The following is a 20,934-nucleotide window of genomic DNA, read 5'->3' as shown; positions in this document are numbered from 1 at the left end:
TAATATTCTATATTTTAACACTTATTAATAATTTAATTGTGCCATAGAGATGTAGTAATCACATAGTTAAACAATGACATTAATAATGAAACTACAAAGATAGTTCCAAATGACGAAAACTGAAAAGAACTTCCCATTAAATACGAAGTAAGCTCTAACATAATAGCATTAATAAATAAATTAAAAATTCCAAAAGTCAAAATATTAATTGGTAAAAATAATAATGACAAAATCGGTTTAACTAATGTTTCAAGGATAGAAAAAAGTACTGCTGCTCCTAAAGCTATTTTCCAGTTTTCAACATAAAAAATATCTTGAAACAAGCCAGCAAATGCAACAAACAATACAAAATTAACTACTATTCTACTAATAAATCTCATATTATCTCCATTATATTTTATCTATAAACTGTCATAAAAAAAGCGCCCCATGGGCACTTTTTTAATTATTTGGAAAAGTTACAATCCCAATCTCATGAGGAGATCCAGCGTAAATCGCAGATTCTTTCATTTCTAATTTCCCATTTCGATTCTTGATTTTCAAACGACAAAAAGTTGGATTACTCTGTAATGCTTTATATAATTGGTTTTCAGATTTAACTGGTTTCCCATTAACTTCTTGGATTAAATCTCCAATTTTTAAATTCATCTTGGCAGCTGGAGTATTAGGTTTAACAGCAAGAATTCTAATCCCATCAATAGACTGTTCGACGGTTTTGCCTTCATTTTGATCAACTTTTTTATAATGACGCAAAATCAATAAATAAGCAGCAAAAATTACTACAATACTAGCAATATCAAACCAAAGATTCTTCCAAATAAAAGCATCAATCATTAATCCTAAACTTAGCCAAGCAAGCCATCCAATTGCATTTGCCATTCTTTTAAGCAATTTTTCAGGCATTTCACCCATAAATTTAAATCTAAATCCAATTAAAAATGGAACAACTAAAATCGTTAGCTTAGCTCCGAAAATTTTAAATACATGCCATAATGGCGAAGTTGATTCAAATAAACTTCCAGGCACAAACAAAACTAATGGAACAACTGTCATTTTATTAAATACATATGAGGCAATCTTATTTCCTCTAATATTTTTAGTGATGATTGGAGAATTTACTGATTTACGATTAATTTTCAAAAAGACGTACTGAATAATCAACATTGCAGTAATCAAAGCCAAAAAGTCTAACCCTTCCGGCATCGTATTTTGCAAAGTAATCTTAAAATGTCCGCTAATGATATTGGAGTAAAATTTATTTCCAAATATCAAAATAATTATCATCGTTCCAAATAAAACTGTGAAAGGAATCATCAAACCTGGAATTAATAAAGCAATTGTAATAACAATTTCATAGAATATAATCCAAACATAGGAAACTTCAATTCCAACCAATGATGTGAAGAGCGAGCCAATAATTCCTAACACAATTAATGAAATAAAAAAAGTTCGCATCTCTGTATTTTTAGGATTAATAGCACTATCATACAACGATCGTTCCCGCTTCAAACGAGACCGGTAAGACAAGTAAGTTCTAATTATTCCCAACCAAAATGTAGGTACAATTAAGAAAAATAAAATATTTAATGCTAATTCCATGATTTAGTCACCTTTATTAATTTTTTTGTTGTAGTTTCCATTGTAAATAATCATTAATAAATGGATTAAGATCGCCATCCATCACTGCTTTTCCATTTGCAGTTTCGTGATTGGTTCGATGATCCTTTACCATTGTATAAGGATGAAAAACATAGGAGCGAATCTGAGATCCCCAACCAATCTCTAACTGCTTACCTTCTAACTTGGCTTTTTCTTGCGCTTTTTTTTCTTGTTCTAGTTCGTACAACTTTGATTTTAACATATTCATTGCAGTTACTCTATTCTGCAACTGTGAACGTTGTGCTTGACTAGAAGTTACAATACCAGTTGGCAAATGTGTGATTCGAACTGCGGAAGACGTCTTATTAATATGCTGACCACCGGCACCACTTGAACGAAAAACATCAATTCGTAAATCATCAGGCTTAATCTCAATATTAACGCTTTCATCTAATTCGGGCATTACATCTACAGATGCAAATGAGGTGTGACGTCGATTTGCCGAATCAAAAGGAGAAATACGAACTAATCGATGAACTCCTTTTTCGGATTTTAAATATCCATAAGCATTATGACCTATAACTGTAAACGTCACACTACTAATTCCAGCAACTTCTCCGGGTTGATAATCATCAATCATAACCTTAAATCCGTTTTGATCCGCCCAACGTGTGTACATCCGTAGTAACATTTCCGTCCAATCTTCTGCTTCTGTACCACCTGCTCCTGGATGAATTTCAACGATGGCATTATTTCCATCGTACTTACCATTTAATAATTGACCAAGTTTATATTCATTTAAATACTTTTCTACTTTTTCAAGGGTAACTTCAAATTCTTGTTGTAAGGCTGCATCCGGTTCTTCTTCCAACAACTGCAAAGTAAGTTGTAAATCTTCGCATTCTGCCGCTAAGCTATGAAAATTATCATACTTGGTTTTTAATTGATTGTTTTCATCAATCAATTTTTGTGCCGCTCTTTGATCATCCCAAAATCCTGGTTCAGCCATCTTTGACTCGTTAATCGAAATTGCTTCACTTAACTGATCAAGGTCAAAGAGACCTCCCAAAGTGGTCAATTTCTTGCTTGATCTCGTCCACTTTTACTTTTGCTTCACTTAATTCCATTATCCATCCTTACTCAAAAAAAGCGAAGAACCGCAGTCCTTCGTATTTTTGCTTATCTTTGAATATTTTGTCTAATTTCAGCCTTCATAAATAAACGGGTAACATCATAATCAATGTCTGCTACCATTTCTTCAAACATTCTATAACCTTCACGCTGATACTCAACTAGTGGATTTAACTGACCATAACCACGTAAACCAATTGATTCCCGCAATTGATCCATTGCATCAATATGATTAGTCCAATGTGAATCAACCACTCTTAAAATAACAACTTTTTCAAATTCAAGAATTTGACTTGGATCTTGAAGTTCCTTAGTTTTTTCATCATATGATTTTTCAGCTAATTTCATTAGGTATTGTTTAATTTCTTTAGCAGATTTATTTTGTAAATCTTCAATGCCAATTTCATTTGGACTAACTAATGAGCTGATAGCAAAATCAAGAATTGTATCAAGGTCCCAATTCTTTTTATCGCCTTGAGTATGCAAATCTACAATTCTGTCAATAGTTCTTTCAATCATAGGCATTAGAACCCACTTCAAAGAATCGGTTTCTTCAATCACACGGTTTCTTTCACCATAGATTACATCACGCTGTTCAGACATAACATTATCATATTTTAAAACATTTTTTCGAGAATCATAGTTATTACCTTCAACTCGCTTTTGAGCTGATTCAACTTGCTTAGTGATCATCCGACTACGAATTACGGCATCGTCATCTTCAACTTTTAAGGTTTTTAAGACGTTTTTAATTCGATCGGATCCAAAACGACGCATCAAATCATCTTCTAGTGAAAGATAAAATTGTGAATAACCTGGATCACCTTGTCGTCCAGCACGACCACGCAACTGATTATCAATTCTTCGCGATTCGTGACGTTCAGTTCCAATCACTGCTAAACCGCCTAAACCAATTACATCAGGTCCAAGTTTAATATCAGTACCACGACCAGCCATATTGGTTGCAATCGTAACCGCACCTTTTTGACCTGCATTTGCAACAATATCTGCTTCTTTAGCATGATTTTTAGCATTCAAAACTACATGTGGAATTTTCTCTTCATCAAGTCTCTGGGACAAATATTCAGAAGTTTCAACCGCCACAGTCCCTAATAAAATTGGTTGTCCACGACGATGCAAAACTTTAACTTTTTCAATTACTGTATCAAATTTTGATTTCAAGGTTGGATATAAAACATCCGATTCATCAACTCGGATAACAGGTTTATTAGTTGGAATTGCAACAACATTCATATTGTAAATTTCACGAAATTCTTCTTGTTCGGTTTTAGCAGTTCCAGTCATTCCGGCTAGTTTATGGTAACGTCTAAACAAGTTTTGGTAAGTAATGTTTGCCATTGTCTTACTTTCTTCTTGAATTGTAACGCCTTCCTTAGCTTCTAAAGCTTGGTGCAGTCCATCAGAAAAACGACGTCCGTCCATAATTCGTCCAGTAAAGGAATCTACAATTAAAACCTCATCATCTTTAACCACATAATCTTTATCACGTTCCATGACATAATTAGCTCGTAAAGCTTGGTCTAAATGATGAGTTAAAGCGGTATTATCAGTATCATAAATATTCTTTAAATTAAAAAATTTATCTGCTTTTTTAATTCCTTGTTCGGTTAAAGAAACGGTTTTAGTTTCTAAATCAACTTTATAGTCGTCTTTAGCAGTTAACGTTTTGGCAAAACGATCCGCCTGTTTATAAAGTTCGTTTGACCCCTGGGCTTGACCGGAAATAATCAAAGGCGTCCGAGCTTCATCAATTAAAATTGAGTCAACTTCATCAACTAAAGCAAAGTTTAACGGACGTTGAACCCGTTCTTCTTTGTAAACAACCATATTGTCCCGCAAATAATCAAATCCAATTTCACTATTAGTTGAATAAGTAATATCCGCATCATAAGCAGCACGTTTTTCATCCGGACCCATATCAGCTTTATTAACACCAACTGTCAAACCAAGCCAATTATACAATTGACCCATTTGTTCGGCATCACGTTCAGAAAGATACTCATTAACCGTAACCACATGAACACCCTTGCCAGACAAAGCATTTAAATAAACTGGCATCGTAGCTGTTAAAGTTTTCCCTTCACCAGTTTTCATTTCAGCAATGTTACCTTCATGAAGAACAATTCCACCCATAATCTGCACTCTAAATGGATTAAGTCCTAAAACTCGACGAGCTCCTTCACGAGCAACGGCAAACGCTTCTGGAAGCATGTCGTCTAATGATTCGCCATCTTGAAAACGTTTTTTAAATTCTGGAGTTTTTGCTTTTAATTCTTCATCACTTAATTTACGATATTTTGTTGAGTAGGAACTTACCTTATCGGCAATTTTACCAAGCTGTTTAACTCGGCGCTTATCGCTTTCTACCCATTTTTTTAAAACATTTGTTGCCATCGATTAATTTCTCCTCAATTGTTTCATTTTAATTAACGTTATTTTGTTTATACTAATACTTTATATCTTAACATTTTATTTTGATAATTAAAAACAAGAGTAAATGGCGCCACTCTAGTGACAAGAAAACCCCGAAAGAAGCGACTAGTTAGTCATCTTTCGGGGTTTAACTACTAAATAACTAACTTTCAGTAGTAATTAATCCATATTCACCATCTTTACGACGATAAACAATATCAATTGTCTCATTATTAATATCCTTAAAAGCATAAAAATCATGATCCAACAAATTCATTTGTAAGATTGCTTCATCAGAATCCATTTGTTTTAAGGGAATTCGCTTTTTCCGTACCACTTTAAGCTTAATTGGATCAGCGCCATCGGTTTTAAAGATTGTTTTTTCTCCACGGATTTTTGCTTTTTCATTAATTTTTTCTTTGTATTTTTTAATCTGCTGTTCGATCTTTTGAATTGCAGCATCAATACTGATATTAATATCAGCAGATGTTGCCTCACCTCGTAACAATAAAAATGGAAAAATAATGGTTATTTCAGCTTTTACATCGTTGTTTTTGTAACCAATTAAATTAATATGTGCAACGGCACTAACGCCATCTTCAAAATAATCGTCAATTTTACTAACATGATCTGAAATATATTCGCGAACATCGTCAGTAACGTCGACATCGTCTCCTCTAACATTAAAAGATAACATTTTAAAATCCCCTTTACAACTGACACTAATCACTCTATCTCTAACAATCGTTATTTCTATTATAGTTAATAAATCCTTAAATAACAATGACCTACCGTGCAAGTGTAATACTTCGAACACTTTGAGCGCCGTTATCAAGCAAAAGCTGAGCCGCATGATGTAAAGTGGTTCCAGTTGTATAGATATCATCGACCAAGCAAATTTGTTTTTGCTTTATCATTTCAACATATTTTTCATTCATCGCAAATGGTTGCTGTGTTTGTAACCGCTCTGATCTGTTTTTTTGAAATTGCGCTTTTAACTTCGGTTTGGCAGTCAATACCATAGTGTAATTAACTTCTTCCAACCATCCTGTAACCTGATTAAATTTTCTAACTCCCATGGTTACTTGATTAATTGGAATTGGAACTACTACCTCATACTTTTTTATTAATTCAGTTATCTGAGTAGCAACCAGCTTGCGTAACCGATAATCTCCTTGAAATTTATAACGGTCAATGTATTCTTTGATAACACCATCGTAAGAATATAATGATTGATTAATTAACTTAAATGACTTCACTTGATTCCATTTTAAACAATCTTCACAAAGTTCATTTATCGACTGAATCCGACCACATTGAAAACAATGTTTTTCAGAAAGCATAGGCTGAAATAATTTTTCGCAATGTAAACAAAGATAACGAGTCACAAACGGTTTAAAACTTAACATAAAATGAATAGATAACGTGCTATTCACAAAACCTCCACACCATAAGCAACTATCCTTCAATTTTTCGACCTCTGCGATTCATTTCGGCAATCTGTTGCCGTGCTAGTGTCACATTTTTTGAATAACCCCCAATAAAACAGTCCACATTTCCAAAGGGACGAGTTGCTTTTCTGCCTACTCGCCCTGCAATTTGTACTAGTGATGCTACTGAAAATGAACGTTCATCAGCACCCAAAATCATCACATCAATTCCTGGAAAAGTGACTCCACGTTCCAAAATCGTCGTGGTAATCAAAAACTGAACCTGTTCTGAACGCATCATTTGTACTTTTTCCATTCGTTGTTCATCTCCTGCATAAACTGTTTCCCAACATCTTTTTCCCTGATACTTTTTAGATAAAACTCGATCGACTACTGCTAAATCTTTAATTCGAGGTACAAATATCAAAAATCGCTGACCCATTTTGATTTTTTGTAATACCATTCTTACAAATTTAGCAGGTAATTTACCCTGATAAATTTTGATGTTCCAATTAAAGCAGAGATGAAGTTTCATTTGCGGCAATAAATGACGGTGAAAGCGAAGTGGCAAATAAGTCGTCTGATAATGCTGGAGTAAGTCTTTGCTAGGAGTTGCCGTCATTAATAAGCGGCAGCCAGTAACTTTAACTGCTCGTTTAGCTGCCATTTCTAACATTGGATTATTAGCAAACGGAAATGCATCTACTTCATCCAAAATCAAAATATCAAAAGCTTGTTTAAATCGTAATAATTGATGTGTAGTGCAAATAGTTAGTTGCCGATACTGATATTTTTCAGTACTTTTCCCATGTAAAAGTATCATTGAGGTATCTTGAAACGCCTCTTGATATCTTGGAAATAACTCAACACATACATCTACACGGGGTGATGCAATTGCCACTCGAAGTTGTTGTTGCAGAGCCCATTCAATTCCTGCAAACGAAATCTCAGTTTTACCGGCTCCGGTTACTGCCCATAACAACAAATCCTGCTGTTTCTTAAATGCCTGTACTACCTGATTAGAGCATTGCTGTTGTAACTCAGTTAATTTTCCTTTCCATGTCAGCGGAAAATCAATTTCTTTAAATTGGTTAATTTCCGGAAAAGCAGCAAGTTTCATCGTGCTATCTAATCTCCCTAAATTAACACATTCAAAACAATAATAAATTGTGTCTGAGATTCGTGCTGCACTCTTTTCACAATCACTTCCGCATCTAGTACAATGAATATAGGCTTTGTGAATAGTAATAGCTGGCACCAAATCAATTTTATGATGTTGTAACAGCCTCTCCGCTAAATCATCAGCAGGAACGAATCGACCTGCTATTTCTATCTCATTATCAATCAAATAACTCACCTCACAAATAAATACGTAATATAAGGAACTAAATCAAAATGGAAAATAAGTTTTTAACAATTGCTAACAGTTGTTCACACGAAATTGATATAAAAAAATCAAAATTTATTGCATCGATTAGTCGGGTTAACTCCGAAAAAGAAGCAAAAGAATTTATTCAAAATATTTCACTAGCTAATAAGAAAGCTAATCATAACTGCTTTGCTTACTTAAGTGGCAAACATGATGAAATCCAACGTGAAAGTGATAATGGTGAACCTAGTGGAACAGCCGGAGTACCAATTTTAGAGGTTTTAAAGAAAAATAATTTACATGATACTGCCATTGTTGTAACTCGATACTTTGGTGGAATTAAATTAGGTGCTGGTGGATTAATTCGTGCTTATAGTAATTCTGCTTCACAGGTAATTGAACAAACCGGAATTGTTGAAAAAATATTACAAACTAGAATAAAACTTACCGTCTCTTACAAATTGAACGACAAACTACAATACTTTTTACAGAAAAATAATTTTATAATTTACGATACCCAATATGGAAAAGAGATAGAAATAACAACAGCGGTAGCAGCTAATCAAATCGAATCGTTTCAAACTAAGATTACTAATTTATTAGCTGGCGACGTCAAAATCAAGAAAGAACATGATGAATACTTTGAAATCCCTTATCGTTCTAAATGAATATCATGAAATTGTATTTTGAATTAAGTTTGATATAATTAATATCATTGTGAATTAAGTCACATATTTTGAATAAAGGAGTCCATTATGGAAAATAAATCAAAACCAAAAAAATCAGAAACTTCAATCATTGTTCAAATGGGAATTTTTGCTGTTATTTTATTTGTCTCTTACTTAATTTCATCCCTTTTCCCCAAAAATTTCCCTGTCCCCGCACCAGTTGTTGGATTAATCATCTTATATCTTTTACTTACATTTAAAATTATTAAACCGGAACAAATTGAAAAATTAAGCAACTTTTTAATTGGTATTCTAGCATTTTTATTTGTTCCATCTGGAATTCAATTAGCAGCTTCACTAGACATTATGAAACAATCTGGAGTGCAATTAGTAATCATGATTATTATTTCAACAGTTGTCATGTTAGTATCTGTTGCCTTAGTCGCAACCTTTTTGATTTGGTTGCGTAACAAAATATTTGGTAAAAAAGATGAATTAAAATAAAAAGGAGCCAAGTTGATGCAAGCAGAATTATTAAAATTTTTAGGTACACCAATGTTTGGAATCGCCCTTTCACTAGTTGTTTATTTAATTGGTGACTTCCTGTTTAAAAAGACACATGGATTTTTCCTTTTTCAACCCTTATTTGTCAGTATGGTATTAGGGATCTTTATTTTATGGTTAATTGCAAAATCTACTAATATTAATATTACTTGGATTTATACTAATTTATATAAACCTGGTGGTGACATCATTTTCTGGTTTTTATATCCAGCAACAATTGCTTTTGCAATTCCACTTTTCAAACGTAATGATATCGTTAAAAAGTACTGGCTAGAAATTGTTTTATCATTAATTATCGGTTTAGGAATTTCTGTCGTCATTATGTATTTTGTTTCAAAATTAATTGGTTTAAATCAAGCTGCGATTGCTTCCATGTTACCTCAAGCAGCTACCACTGCTGTAGCAATGCCAATTGCACAAGGAATTCATGGTATTCCTGCAATTACTGCAATGGCATGTATATTAAACGCTGTTATTATTTATGCCATTGGTGACTGGCTGATCAAAATTTTTCGACTAAAAAATCCAATCGGAATTGGATTAGGACTAGGAACTGCTGGACATACATTAGGCTCTGCCAAAGCTTTGGAATTAGGACCAATTGAGGGTTCAATGGCTGCTATTTCGGTAGTTATTATTTCCATAGTAGTTGACATTGTGGTGCCACTCTTTGCAAACCTAGTTCATTTATAATTAAAATATTCAGTAAATAAATTTTGCTAGATTTTCATAAAATCAAGCAAAATTGTTTACAAATATGATTCATTATTTTAATGCATTTTCATTTCATAGTATAAAAACACCCACATCAATGATGTGGGTGTTTTTATATAAATTATTATATTTTAATTATTTAAATGGAAATTATAAGTGGCCACAATTATATTTTGTCTAGAATTCAAAGCAGCTCGTAATCTCAATCCACTTTGATTATGCAATACTTGTTGCCAATGATGTTTAGGTACAAATTGCGGTACCAAAACAGTAGTCGAATAATTAATTTCTTCATCTTTTCGAGAAATAACATCGCAAAAACGTAATACTGGATCATTAAGCGAACGATAAGAAGTATGAATACTAACAAATCGAATATCAGGATATTCTTTCTTAAATTTAGCTTCATTTCTTTTCTCATGTTCTGGGTCAGAATTAAAAGCCACATGGACTGCCACTACTTGGTCACCAATCGATTTAGCATAGCTAATCGCATCATGAGTCATTTGCGTGACATTACCAACCAATACAATCACAGTCGATCCATCATAATTCTTAATGACTGCTTTAGAATTTGCATTCTTAACGCGCAGTTGTTTGGCTACCTGCATATAGTGATTGTGAATCCGATAAAACATATACAAAATCAAAGGCATAATGATTAGATATGACCAAACATCTCCAAAATGAAGGGCGAATAAGAAGACAACTAACATTATAGAAATGATGGTTCCGATGAAGTTAATTAACATCTTCCCAGGCCAAAATCCCTCTTTATGGTGTAACCAGTGAACAATCATTCCTGATTGAGAAAGTGTAAAGGGAACGAAAACCCCAACTGCATATAACGGAATCAAAAGATTAGTTTTACCATTAAAAATTAAAATTAAAACAATTGCACCAATGGCTAATGAAATAATTCCGTTTGAATATCCAAGTCGATCACCTTTATCCAAATAAGCATGAGGTAGATACTTATCTTTGGCCATATTATATGCCAATATTGGGAAAGCAGAAAAACCAGTGTTAGCAGCCACCGCTAAAATTAAGGCAGTTGCCATTTGTAATACATAATATAAGAATCCATGTCCAAAGACACCAACACCGATTTGAGAAAGAACAGTATCTTTTGCTCCCGGAATAATTCCCATGTAGTAACTTAGAAATGTAATTCCAGCAAAGAAAACGGCCAAAATCGTTGCCATTAAGGCTAAAGTATTCGCAGCATTCTTTCGTTTCGGTGGTTTAAAGTTAGGCACCGCATTACTAATCGCTTCAACTCCAGTAAGTGAGGATGATCCAGAAGAGAATGCTTTAAAGAACAGTAACAGTGTCATTCCCTTAACGGAAGCATTTAATGGAGCATATGCATGATATGTAATTTTACCAGTTAAAATATTGTAACCGCCTAAAATAATCATGAAAACAATCATGAAAATAAAAAGATACACGGGAACAACTAGAAAAGTAGCTGAATCTTTCATTCCACGCAAATTTAATACCATGATAAATACCACAATAAAGATTGCAATAGGAACTTGATAATTATACAGCGACGGTAAGGCAGACGTAATTGCCTCTGTTCCAGATGTAGTAGAAACCGCCACGGTTAACATATAATCAACCAGTAATGAACCACCAGCAACTAACCCAGCGCCCTCACCCCAGTTAGTTCGTGCTACCACATATGCTCCTCCACCAGATGGATAAGCATAAATAATTTGTCGATATGACAAGGTAATGGCCGCTAATAGTACCAACACTAGCAATGCCACCCACATTTGATACATCAAAGCTGCAGTTGATAACGTAATCAAAACTGCTGTAATCTGCTCCGTACCATAAGCAACTGATGACAAAGCATCAGATGATAACAAAGCCAAACCACTAAACTTAGTTAAGGATTGTCCAGACTCATCATCACTTTTGAGTGGACGACCGATAATTAATCTTTTTAAATATCGCCACATGAACATTACTCCTATAATTCGTTAATTTGCCTCTTCTATTAAAAGCATGTGACTCTTATTGTACTATATTTTTGGTAAAAATCACCAACTGAATAAAAAAAGAAAGCCCACTTTTAAAAGTGGACTTTCTTATTATAGTTTAATTACATCATTCCTGGCATACCTGGTTGTGGCATTGCAGGAGTATCATCTTTTTCTTCTGGTTTATCAGCAACGACTGCTTCAGTTGTTAGTAACAATGATGAAACAGATGCAGCATTTTGAAGAGCAGAACGACTAACCTTGGTTGGATCAACAACGCCAGCAGCAATCATGTCTTCGAATTTACCAGTTGCAGCATTGTAGCCAATACCTGGTTTTTCTTGTTTCAAATGATCAACGATTACCGCACCATCAACTCCAGCATTTTCAGCAATTTGCTTAACTGGTGATTCAAGTGCACGAAGAACGATATCAACACCAGTTTGTTCGTCACCTTCTGCTTTGATAGCAGCAACGTCTTTCAAGATGTTAATGTATGCAGTTCCACCACCGGGAACGAATCCTTCTTCAACAGCGGCTCTAGTTGCATTCAAGGCATCTTCAATTCTGTATTTACGTTCTTTTAATTCAGTTTCAGTAGCAGCTCCAACTTTGACAACTGCAACTCCGCCAGCTAGCTTAGCTAAACGTTCTTGCAATTTATCTTTGTCAAAATCAGAAGTTGCAGCGGCAATTTGAGTTTTAATTTCAGCAACTCGTTTAGCAATTGCATCTTGGTTTCCTTTACCTTCAACGATAGTAGTTGTATCTTTGGTAACATTAACCTTGTTTGCTTGACCTAATTGATCAACAGTAGTGTCTTTTAATTCAAGTCCAAGATCATCACTAATAACAGTAGCACCAGTCAAAACAGCAATATCTTGAAGTTGAGCCTTACGACGATCACCGAATCCAGGAGCTTTAACTGCAACTACATTAAAGGTACCTCTCATTTTGTTCAATACCAAAGTAGGAAGAACTTCGCCACCAATATCGTCGGCAATAATTAATAATGAACGACCTTGTTCAACTACTGATTGTAACAATGGCATGATATCTTGCATGTTGTTAATCTTCTTATCAGTAATCAAGATATATGGATTATCAAGATCAGCTTCCATCTTTTCTTGATCAGTTACCATGTATTGTGACATGTAACCACGATCAAATTCCATTCCTTCAACAACGTCTAAGCTGGTATCAACCCCTTTAGAATCTTCGATGGTAATTACCCCATCTTTACCAACTTTTTCCATTGCTTCAGCAATTAAGCTACCGACTTTCTTGCTTGCAGATGAAATAGAAGCGATTTGAGCAATATCATCTTTGTTTTCAACTTTGTGACTCATGTTGTGAAGACTGGCAACAGCTGTTTCAGTAGCTTTTTCAATTCCACGGCGAACACCAACTGGATTTGCACCAGCAGTAACATTCTTCATACCTTCTTTAACGATTGCTTGTGTCAAAACAGTAGCAGTTGTAGTACCATCACCAGCAACATCGTTAGTTTTTGATGCAACTTCAGATACTAACTTAGCTCCCATATTTTGAAAATGGTCAGGCAAACTAATTGATTTAGCAATTGTAACACCATCGTTAGTGATTGTTGGATCACCAGCAGTTTCTTCTAAAACAACGTTACGACCTTTAGGACCCATAGTAGTCTTAACTGTATCTGCTAATTTATCAACACCTTTAAGCATTGAGCTTCTAGCATCATCAGAAAATTTAATTTCTTTAGCCATTTTAATCACCTCATAATATTATTTTTAATCATTTAATTTTTATTTAATAATTGCGAGTAAGTCGCCTTCGTGCATTACCAAGTATGAATTTTCATCATATTCAACTTTGGTACCTGCATACTTGTCAAACATAACCAAATCTCCAGTTTTAACTACTGGAGCAACCTTCGTACCATTATCAAGAACTCGGCCTTCACCAACAGCAACTACTTTTCCTTGCGTTGGTTTTTGCTTAGCATTTTCAGCTAACACAATTCCACCGATTGATTTTTCTTCTTGATCTTGAACTTCAATAATCACACGATCACCAAGTGGTTGTAACATGATAATCCCTCCAATTAATTCCATTTTATTTTGGCACTCAAACTATTCAAGTGCTAACTACATTATTAATATATCGCCATCGCCAATTTATTGCAAGAATTTTGCCCAAAATAAAAAGCATTCTAGTTAATTAGAATGCTTGCTACTATTTTTGATCATAATGATCAATAAAGTAAATTAAAGTTTGTAATTCATTAGTTAAATCAACGTTATGAACCCGGATATCGTCAGGAACTGATAATCGAATTGAAGTAAAATTAAGAATTCCCTTTACTCCCGCTTTAGCAACTTGATTAGCAACTTCTTGAGCCACATCTGATGGAACCGTTAAAATCACAACACTAATCTGTTGTTCTTTTAATTGAGTTACCATTTGACTCATGGGATAAATTGGAACTCCCCCTTGAATGGTATTAATGTTTTTAGGATTAACATCAAAAGCTGCAGAAATACGAATATTACTATCTTGGTGAAAATTAAAATTAAGCAGCGCATGTCCCAAGTTACCAACTCCAACTAAGGCCACATTTGTAAGACGATCCTGATGTAAAATATTCTTAAAGAATTCCATCAAGTTGTCAACATCATACCCATAACCACGTTTGCCTAAAGCGCCAAAATAAGAAAAATCTCTTCGAATAGTGGCTGAATCAACGTGAATAGCATCTGCTAATTCTGTAGAAGAAACTCGCGTTTTACCATCGTCATGAAGAGTATTTAAATAACGATAATATAACGGTAACCGTTTAGCGGTTGCACGCGGGATTTTTGTTTCTACCATTAATTCATACTCCTTTTATTATTATAAAATCCTAGTATTATTAAGTTTACCACAAAAATAAACAAGAAAACCAAAGTTTGTGAAAATCTACTTATTTATTAAACAGGCTTTTGCTTAGAATATGATAAAATTATCACAGAAAGCAGGTGTCTTCGTGATTATATTACAAGCCAATAATCTAACTAAAAGATTTAATGGCGAAACGTTATTTAAAAATATCAATTTAACTATTAGTGAAAAAAGTCATATTGGGCTAGTAGGTCAAAATGGGGCTGGTAAATCAACTATTTTAAAAATGTTGATTGGTATTGAAGCAGTCAGCGAAGGGACAATTACCAAAAAGAAAAACTTAAGCATTGGTTATCTCCCACAAAATACTGGGCTACATTCTGATAAATCAATTTTAGATGAAATGGAAACAGCTTTTGCTGATCTTATTAAAGAAGAACAGAAACTTCACAAACTTGAAGTAGAAATCAGTAACCAAGCAACTATTGAAAATCCAAAAAAATTAGCAGAAGTTTCAAAAAGTTATGATGAACTACAAGCTGATTTCACTAGACGAAATGGATATGGTTATAAAGCAGAAATCAGAACAGTTTTGAGCGGCTTTGGTTTTAAAGAAATCGACTTTAATCGCAAAATAAATGAACTTTCTGGTGGCCAACAAACTCGCCTTGCCATTGCCAAACTTTTGCTAGAAAAACCACAGTTATTAGTTCTTGATGAACCAACTAATCATATCGATATGGAAACTACAGACTGGTTGGAAAATTATTTACAAGCCTATAATGGCGCACTCTTAATTATTTCTCACGACCGTTACTTTATGGATAAAGTTGTGAATGAAATCTATAATCTAGACAATGGAAAGATAGATTACTATAAAGGCAATTACAGTAATTTCACTAAAGAAAAAATTCATCGTCAAAGCATTGCTGAAAAAGATTTTGAAAAACAACAGAAAAAAATCAAAAAAGAAGAAGAATTTGTTAAAAAAAATATTGTAAGAGCTTCTACTACCAAAAGAGCACAATCGCGGCAAAAACAATTAGATAAAATGGAAGTTCTTAATAAACCTAGTCATACTCATAAAACTGCTAAGTTCAGGTTTAATCCTGAACGAAAAAGCGGAAATGTAGTTTTAGATGTCGACAATCTAGCGATTGGATACCAAGACCAAGTTTTAAGTTATCCCATCAACATTCATTTAAAACGTTATCAACGAATGGCCGTCTTTGGTCCCAATGGAATTGGAAAATCAACTTTATTAAAAACAATTTTAGGTCAACTACCTAAAATCAAAGGGACGGTTCAATTTGGAACAGGCGTAAGTATTGGTTATTATGATCAGCAACAAGCTAGTCTTCATCCTCAAAAAGATGTCTTACATGAACTCTGGGATGATTATCCAACTACCCCTGAAGGCGAGATTCGTTCCATTCTTGGGAGTTTCTTATTTAGTGGTAATGATGTGGAAAAAAGTGTTGCTAATCTATCAGGTGGTGAAAAAGCAAGGTTACTTTTAACTAAACTATCCATGAATCGTGATAATTTTCTAATTTTAGATGAACCAACCAATCATTTAGATATCGAAAGTATTAATGTTTTAGAAAAAGCCCTTCTACAGTTTCAAGGTACGATTTTATTTGTTTCTCATGATCGTTATTTTATTAATAAATTAGCCACTCACATTTTAGAACTTAGTCCTAATGGATCAAAAGTTTATATAGGAAACTACGACTATTACAAAGCTAAAAAAAACGAAGAGCAAGAAATTTCTGAACATGAGCAACAGAAAAAATCAGATATAACAAAACAAGTTTCTAATTTAACTGAAACTAAACAACGTTATCAGGATAAAAAAACACAACAACGAGAAATTCGAAAGTTGAAAAGAAATATTGCAGATTTAGAAACCCAATTAAACCAAATTGAAATTGATAAAAAAGAACTTGAAAAACAAATGACTTTACCTGAAAACTATAATGATCGAACTAAAAGTCAAGATTTACAAACTCAGTTGGAAAAAATTAATCACCAACAAGAACAAGCTGAAACAGCATGGGAAAATGCTAATCTAAAATTAGAAGAAATTAATTAAATAAAAAATGAGCGTCACACTTGATTATAGTGCGACGCTCATTTTTTATTCTTCTTCATTTTCAGCCCATTCGAATTCAAGACCTGGATTAGCATTCAATGACATATCTGCTTTGGCACCATGACGTTGTAACATTTCTGCTGCAGCTCCAATCATAGCGGCATTATCTCCACACAATTTTAATGGTGCTTTGACAAATTCAACATCACGCTTTTCTAATTCTTGATCCAATCTTTCACGTAGTCCTCGATTAGCAGCTACACCACCTGCTAAGATAAATTCCTTTGCCGGATATTTATCTAATGCCCGCATAGCCTTACTAACCAAAACATCAATGACTGCCTGTTGAAAACTAGTAGCTAAATCATTTTTATCCAACGTTGCATTAATTTGATCTGCATGATGAACTGTATTAATAAAAGCACTTTTTAAGCCACTAAAACTAAAATCAAAATTATCATTTTTTTCCATTGCACGTGGAAACGCAAAGGTATCATGACCTAGATGTGCCATCTGATCTACTTGAGGTCCTGCAGGATAATTAATTCCCAGCACTCGCCCAATCTTGTCATAAGTCTCACCAGCAGCATCATCGCGAGTTTCACCAATAATTTTAAATTCGCCTTCTTTCGGCATCCACACTAACTCCGTGTGTCCACCTGAAACTACCAAAGCCAACGCTGGAAACTCAATTGGATGGTCAAAATTAGTTGCGTAAATATGTCCAGCAATATGATTGACCGGAATCAATGGTAATTGATGCGCCCAAGCAACCACTTTAGCAGCAGTGATTCCTACTAACAATGATCCTACCAATCCTGGACCATATGTAATAGCAACTCCAGTTAAGTCAGAATATGTAACTCCAGCCTTTTGTAAGGCATCATTAAGACAAATTGTAATTTGTTCAATATGATGGCGGCTGGCGACTTCTGGAACTACACCACCAAATCGTTGGTGGCTTTTTATTTGTGTAGCCACAATATTAGAAAGAATCTCTTTACCATTTTTGATGACTGCCACGCTAGTTTCATCACAACTAGTCTCAAATGATAAAATCAAACTATTTTCATTTTTCATTATTAATCACTTCACCATCTTATCTTCCAAAGTTATTTGAAGCTAAGTAATTTTTTTTGTCTAGATTTAACCGTAAAACAATCGCATTCTCACCATCATCATAGTAATTAGGTTTAACTTCTACTTGTACAAATCCCAGATCCTTAAATAAATCCTGAGTTTTAATATGACCAACTTGACAAATAAAGAAGACACAATTTAGTTCCATTTCACGAGCTCGTTCAATAATAGTCGTTATCAAAAAATAACTCAATCCTTGATGTTGAAATTTAGGTAACACCGCTACATTTTGAATTTGACAACACTTATTGTCACGTGAGATTGAAATACAAATAAAGCCAACTAATTCGTCATCTTTTCGTAAAATCAAATAAAAACGATCTTTATTATTGTTTAATTGCGTTTTAAATTGAGCTTTAGTCCACTTCATTTCATTTCCATAAGCAGCTTTATCAACACGAATAATGTCTGGAAGATCAGCAATCATTCCTTTACCTAAAAAATAAGTATTTCCACAAATATTAACAAATCGATTTTTAAATTCTAATGCTTCTTTAATTTTAGTTTCATTTTTATCATTAACATTTTTGCGATACCATTCTTTAAACTTGTTCAACATATGATTCGTGCCCTTCTCCTGGATGTAATTTTTGCCAATCTGATTCGGCTTGTGTCAATCTCAAATAATCTGGAACAAATGTATCTATATCACTAACCGGACGTTGTTGCTCTCCATAGATACCAATTCTAGCAGCTTGTGGTAAATTATCAATTCCAACGACTGACTTAAAGTTAGTTCCAAAATGGGCTTGCAATCGAGCTTTAAAATTAGCAACATCTTCACCTACAAAAACAATTGATTCATCAAATTGATCGAGTTGTTTTAACCATTCTTCAAATGAAATATGTTGATCAGGTAAAACACTTTTTGGTCCATTTGAGGTAATTCGATACAAACCTGTAAACAAAATATCATTGCGAGCATCAAATGTTGGAGCAACTAATTGGCCTTCTTTTTCCACATTTAAGGAAAGTGCTAACAAACTGGAAATACCCACTAAATCAATCTTTAAAGTATCAGACAACACTTTACCAATTGTGACTGCTACTCGTAATCCTGTATATGAACCCGGACCTTGTGCTACAACGACTCGATCTAAATCACTAGGCTTTAACTTCGCTACTTTAACTAAATCTTCAATAGTTTGCATAGCATAAGCTGCATGTTTTCTTTGCGTTGTAATAGTAGTAGTTGCCAAAACTTTATCATAATTTAAAACTGATACCGACAACGGACGGTTGGATGTATCTAACGCTAGGACCTTCATTTATTTCACTTCTTTTAATTAGTTTTTTTCCATTCAATTTGAGCAACCGATTTAATTTTCCCAGCAACTAAAATTTGATGAGCAGTCACGGCATGGTTGTCATCTGCTTCCACGATTTCTGCCTGACTAACTACATGATCCCCATAACGAACTTCATCAGCAAATTTAACACTAAATTTAGTTGCTACATGATTCTTTAAAAAGTCATAATCTAAAGTATTGCTCATACAACCAATATATCTAGTATTGCTGACATGTCCGTTAAAATCAATATCCGTAAAACAAACTGGATACTTCATTTCAATTGGATCTATACCTTCAATCTTTTTAATTTTACGCATTTTTTCAATTCGTTTAACTTTATCGCTTCCATATGGAGTAACCACATCAACATCGATTTTAACCATTTTACGAGTATCTAAATTCATCATGACCCATAAACTATTAACCGAAACTAAAATATTATCATCCATATCACGAATCCAAAAATGACGATCAGCAAAGTTTCTCGTATAACTAGTACCTTGAGTTTGAATTTTAACAGATTCGTTTGCTTTAGGAAGTCGATTAATATCAACATCATATTGAATTACTACCCAGGTAACGCCACTTTGCTGCACAATATTAGTCCCCACTTGAAGATTTTGCGATTGATCTTCTGAAACTTGAACGATTACATCAAGCAAATATTGGAGTGTCACATCACTTCTAATGTCGGTTTCGAAATTTGCAATTCGATAATTTTCTGAAAAAATTGTACCTGCCATAAAAATACTCCTAATTATTTTCCTTTAAATATGATGAAATTGATTATAAACATCCTGACGTACTAATTGATTCAACTTTGCCACTTGCTTAATCGCTGCATTGGGTTTGTTTCCACGATCAATCAATGTTTGTACTTGCTCTTCAACGGGTAATTTTTTTATTTCATCATACTCTGTTTTAGTCTTTTCATTATTATTTGTGTTTCCTGCCACTAAAATCACAAATTCCCCACGCATTTGATTATCCTCAGTCCATTTAACCAAGTCATCAATCCCGCCACGAACGTATTCTTCATATTTTTTAGTTAATTCGCGTCCTAGAGCTGCTTGACGATTACCAAATACCTTTTTCATATTAGCTAAAGTTTTCTTTACCCGATAGGGAGATTCATAAAAAATCAAAGTTGGATATTCGTCGGCTAAATTTTGTAGTTCTTCGACTTGATCCTTTGGCTTACGCTTCAAAAATCCATAAAATAAAAATGGTTGTGGCTTTAACCCTGAAGCTATTAGACTAGTTAAGCCTGCGCTTGCTCCTGGAACACTGATGACCGGAATATCAGCTGCAATACATTGTTCTACCAATTCATGGCCGGGATCGCTAATTGACGGCATTCCTGCATCACTTACCTGCGCAATGGTAAGTCCCGCTTTTAACTTCTCAATCAATTCAGGTGCTCTTGATTCAGTATTATGCTCATGAAAACTAATTTTTTTGGTTTTAATTTCAAAATGATTGAGTAACTTTTGCGTATTACGAGTATCCTCAGCAGCAATTAAATCTACTGATTTAAGCACATTGATTGCTCGAATCGTCATATCCTCTAAATTACCAATTGGAGTTGGTACCAAATATAACTTTCCAGATTCGCTATTTGCAAAACTCATTTGCGTTTGTAAAGTCAT

The 20,934-nt window shown here is 34.0% G+C and carries 20 protein-coding genes; 4 read left to right on the top strand and 16 right to left on the bottom strand.

The annotated features are described in order from the left end of the window. Positions 1–32: 32 nt before the first annotated feature. The 7 genes from BHU33_RS00360 to BHU33_RS00330 all read right to left on the bottom strand — a co-directional run bounded on the left by BHU33_RS00360 (position 33) and on the right by BHU33_RS00330 (position 7,941). On the bottom strand, positions 33–380 hold the full coding sequence (locus BHU33_RS00360; RefSeq protein WP_054646421.1) for a phage holin family protein: 348 nt from the start codon (positions 378–380) through the stop codon (positions 33–35). Positions 381–441: 61 nt separating this feature from the next. Further along, on the bottom strand, positions 442–1,599 hold the full coding sequence (locus BHU33_RS00355; RefSeq protein WP_054646420.1) for a PDZ domain-containing protein: 1,158 nt from the start codon (positions 1,597–1,599) through the stop codon (positions 442–444). A 16-nt stretch (positions 1,600–1,615) separates the two neighbouring features. Then, a protein-coding gene (gene prfB, locus BHU33_RS00350) for a peptide chain release factor 2 (protein ID WP_103422764.1) occupies positions 1,616–2,726 on the bottom strand; the annotation gives its coding sequence in 2 pieces (ribosomal slippage) (positions 1,616–2,653 and positions 2,655–2,726; 1,110 coding nt in all). A 52-nt stretch (positions 2,727–2,778) separates the two neighbouring features. After that, a complete protein-coding gene (gene secA, locus BHU33_RS00345; protein ID WP_054646418.1) occupies positions 2,779–5,145 on the bottom strand; it encodes a preprotein translocase subunit SecA in 2,367 nt (788 codons plus the stop codon). Between the two features lie 181 nt (positions 5,146–5,326). Then, complete coding sequence (gene hpf / locus BHU33_RS00340) at positions 5,327–5,860, bottom strand: ribosome hibernation-promoting factor, HPF/YfiA family (protein ID WP_054646417.1); 534 nt, start codon at positions 5,858–5,860, stop codon at positions 5,327–5,329. A gap of 91 nt (positions 5,861–5,951) precedes the next feature. Further along, positions 5,952–6,599, bottom strand: a complete 648-nt coding sequence (locus BHU33_RS00335) for a ComF family protein (RefSeq protein WP_141117410.1) — start codon at positions 6,597–6,599, stop codon at positions 5,952–5,954. 22 nt (positions 6,600–6,621) lie between these two features. Continuing rightward, positions 6,622–7,941, bottom strand: a complete 1,320-nt coding sequence (locus tag BHU33_RS00330; protein ID WP_054646415.1) for a DEAD/DEAH box helicase — start codon at positions 7,939–7,941, stop codon at positions 6,622–6,624. A 47-nt stretch (positions 7,942–7,988) separates the two neighbouring features. Here BHU33_RS00330 and BHU33_RS00325 point away from each other — a divergent pair, with 47 nt between their 5' ends. From BHU33_RS00325 to lrgB, 3 genes are all read left to right on the top strand, one after another. After that, on the top strand, positions 7,989–8,630 hold the full coding sequence (locus tag BHU33_RS00325) for a YigZ family protein (protein ID WP_054646414.1): 642 nt from the start codon (positions 7,989–7,991) through the stop codon (positions 8,628–8,630). Between the two features lie 87 nt (positions 8,631–8,717). Beyond that, positions 8,718–9,134, top strand: coding sequence for a CidA/LrgA family protein (locus BHU33_RS00320; protein ID WP_054646413.1), 417 nt, complete (start codon positions 8,718–8,720; stop codon positions 9,132–9,134). 15 nt (positions 9,135–9,149) lie between these two features. Further along, positions 9,150–9,887: an antiholin-like protein LrgB gene (lrgB, locus tag BHU33_RS00315; RefSeq protein WP_054646412.1), complete on the top strand. Its 738-nt coding sequence runs from the start codon at positions 9,150–9,152 to the stop codon at positions 9,885–9,887. A gap of 152 nt (positions 9,888–10,039) precedes the next feature. On the opposite strand, the gene BHU33_RS00310 is transcribed toward lrgB, so the two are convergent. The 4 genes from BHU33_RS00310 to BHU33_RS00295 all read right to left on the bottom strand — a co-directional run bounded on the left by BHU33_RS00310 (position 10,040) and on the right by BHU33_RS00295 (position 14,749). Next, positions 10,040–11,878, bottom strand: coding sequence for an APC family permease (locus BHU33_RS00310; RefSeq protein WP_054646411.1), 1,839 nt, complete (start codon positions 11,876–11,878; stop codon positions 10,040–10,042). A gap of 143 nt (positions 11,879–12,021) precedes the next feature. After that, positions 12,022–13,644: a chaperonin GroEL gene (groL, locus tag BHU33_RS00305; RefSeq protein ID WP_054646410.1), complete on the bottom strand. Its 1,623-nt coding sequence runs from the start codon at positions 13,642–13,644 to the stop codon at positions 12,022–12,024. 39 nt (positions 13,645–13,683) lie between these two features. Further along, positions 13,684–13,968 carry a co-chaperone GroES gene (gene groES / locus BHU33_RS00300; protein WP_054646409.1) on the bottom strand — a complete coding sequence of 95 codons (285 nt, stop codon included), beginning with the start codon at positions 13,966–13,968 and terminating at the stop codon, positions 13,684–13,686. A gap of 145 nt (positions 13,969–14,113) precedes the next feature. Continuing rightward, complete coding sequence (locus tag BHU33_RS00295; protein WP_054646408.1) at positions 14,114–14,749, bottom strand: redox-sensing transcriptional repressor Rex; 636 nt, start codon at positions 14,747–14,749, stop codon at positions 14,114–14,116. Positions 14,750–14,903: 154 nt separating this feature from the next. Here BHU33_RS00295 and BHU33_RS00290 point away from each other — a divergent pair, with 154 nt between their 5' ends. Then, positions 14,904–16,853: an ABC-F family ATP-binding cassette domain-containing protein gene (locus tag BHU33_RS00290; protein WP_225355256.1), complete on the top strand. Its 1,950-nt coding sequence runs from the start codon at positions 14,904–14,906 to the stop codon at positions 16,851–16,853. Positions 16,854–16,898: 45 nt separating this feature from the next. Here BHU33_RS00290 and tsaD read toward each other — a convergent pair whose 3' ends face one another. From tsaD to rsmI, 5 genes are read right to left on the bottom strand one after another with little or no spacing between them, the layout of a single operon-like run. Further along, positions 16,899–17,933: a tRNA (adenosine(37)-N6)-threonylcarbamoyltransferase complex transferase subunit TsaD gene (tsaD, locus tag BHU33_RS00285; RefSeq protein ID WP_054646406.1), complete on the bottom strand. Its 1,035-nt coding sequence runs from the start codon at positions 17,931–17,933 to the stop codon at positions 16,899–16,901. A gap of 19 nt (positions 17,934–17,952) precedes the next feature. Next, the gene (locus tag BHU33_RS00280) at positions 17,953–18,552 is read right to left on the bottom strand and encodes a GNAT family N-acetyltransferase (RefSeq protein WP_054646405.1); all 600 of its coding nucleotides are present in this window, start codon (positions 18,550–18,552) and stop codon (positions 17,953–17,955) included. Continuing rightward, positions 18,536–19,261: a tRNA (adenosine(37)-N6)-threonylcarbamoyltransferase complex dimerization subunit type 1 TsaB gene (tsaB, locus tag BHU33_RS00275; RefSeq protein WP_054646404.1), complete on the bottom strand. Its 726-nt coding sequence runs from the start codon at positions 19,259–19,261 to the stop codon at positions 18,536–18,538. Before tsaB ends, BHU33_RS00280 begins: the two co-directional genes overlap by 17 nt. A 14-nt stretch (positions 19,262–19,275) precedes the next feature. Continuing rightward, positions 19,276–20,028, bottom strand: a complete 753-nt coding sequence (locus tag BHU33_RS00270) for an acyl-[acyl-carrier-protein] thioesterase (protein ID WP_054646403.1) — start codon at positions 20,026–20,028, stop codon at positions 19,276–19,278. Positions 20,029–20,052: 24 nt separating this feature from the next. Continuing rightward, positions 20,053–20,934 carry a 16S rRNA (cytidine(1402)-2'-O)-methyltransferase gene (gene rsmI / locus BHU33_RS00265; protein WP_054646402.1) on the bottom strand — a complete coding sequence of 294 codons (882 nt, stop codon included), beginning with the start codon at positions 20,932–20,934 and terminating at the stop codon, positions 20,053–20,055.

Source organism: Fructilactobacillus lindneri DSM 20690 = JCM 11027 (assembly GCF_002907375.1).
GTDB classification, from domain to species: Bacteria; Bacillota; Bacilli; order Lactobacillales; family Lactobacillaceae; genus Fructilactobacillus; species Fructilactobacillus lindneri.
Note: the sequence above shows the minus strand (reverse complement) of the source record. Positions and strands in the feature narration are given on the sequence as shown.